Origin of the sequence: Globicatella sanguinis NBRC 15551, from assembly GCF_001552295.1 — a bacterium.
Classification (GTDB): Bacteria; Bacillota; Bacilli; order Lactobacillales; family Aerococcaceae; genus Globicatella; species Globicatella sanguinis.
In genome coordinates, this window is the sequence record NZ_BCQX01000214.1 from 1 (window position 1) to 1413 (window position 1413).

Sequence of the window (1413 nt, forward strand, 5' to 3'; positions counted from 1 at the left end):
GTCAAGTCCATAATATTGTGTAAAAATAACTAGCACATTTTTTTATTCCATTTTTTGCCTTAACGATCAACTAATTGCTGGCAGGGTTCTGTCAAGGGGGAAAGCAAGGCGACCCTTGACAGGTTCTTAGAAGCAATTAAAATGTTGAAGGGCAAAAAATGAATTACATTTGAATATATATTCTATCTGCTGTTAGCCACTCTTCGTCTTGATCGATTAACATTGCTCCGATTAAGCGATAAGCGGATTCAACATTAGGGAAAATCCGAATGACTCTTTCCCGTCTTCTAATCTCTTCATTTAACCGTTCCAGACAATTGGTACTTTTAAGTCTAGGATGAACAACCGATTCGTTAAGATAAGTAAAGGCGTCTTCAAATCCCTCATCAAGAATCGCTAAGCTGGCTTGATATTTCTTTTCTCCTTCATATTTTTTAAAAAGTTCGTTTTTAACGATGCGGGCAATCTTAATATCCTGAATACGAAACAGTGCCTTGATGTCTTCTTTAAATTCTCTGGTCTCTTTTTTCGGTATTTTAGCTAAGATATTTCTTAAGAAGTGAACCTGACATCTTTGCCAAGAAACATTCAGAAAGTTTTCCTTAATTACTTTTACTAGACCCGTGTGTGCATCAGATATAACCATTTTAAGGCCATTTAGGCCTCTTTCTTTTAAGTAGTTAAAGAAGCGAGACCAAGAGTAATCACTTTCGCCATCACTGATGTCAAAACCGAGGAGTCTTCGTTTTCCTTCTTCACTAATTCCGATTGCGATATGACAAGCTTTGGATACAACCTTATGATTTTCTCTTACTTTTATATAAATAACATCCACCACTAGGTAAGCGTATTGGACAGAACTTAAATCGTGATGACGCCATTGTCGAACCTCTTCATCCAGTTGTTTCGTAAGGGAAGAGACAAATGATTTAGAATAGGTTTTCCCACATAAATTTTCAATGACTTTCGAAACTTTTCTTGTAGAGACACCTTGGATATACATTTCAAGCATGGTTAACAGAAGTGCCTTTTCATTTCTTTGGTAGCGTTCAAAGATTTCTGTTGAAAACTTGCCATCTCTTGTTCTTGGCACTCTGAGGTTTAACGTTCCGAGTTTTGTTGTGTAGTCACGATTGTAATAGCCATTACGATAAGTCATTCTATTGGGATCGCGTTGATAGGCTTCGTTATCTAAGTATTCATCCCGTTCTTTCTCCATCAGTTGATTAAAAACCTTGGTTAGAATACTCTTAGCTATGTTGTCTTTGACTTCTACGTCAATTAAGTTTTGAATTTCTTCTAAATTCAGTGTAAAATGTACTTGGGTCATTTTAATTCCTCCTGGTTTGTTTATTTTTCCTAAAAACATTGTACCAGTTATGGAGGGATAAGTGACCCTTTCTTTTTACACAA

General features: G+C 36.1%; 1 protein-coding gene. It reads right to left on the reverse strand.

Annotated features, from left to right (window positions below):
* Nucleotides 1-163: 163 nt before the first annotated feature.
* A complete protein-coding gene (locus GSA01S_RS10165) occupies nucleotides 164-1330 on the reverse strand; it encodes an IS256 family transposase (RefSeq protein WP_066127265.1) in 1167 nt (388 codons plus the stop codon).
* Between the last annotated feature and the right edge of the window lie 83 nt (nucleotides 1331-1413).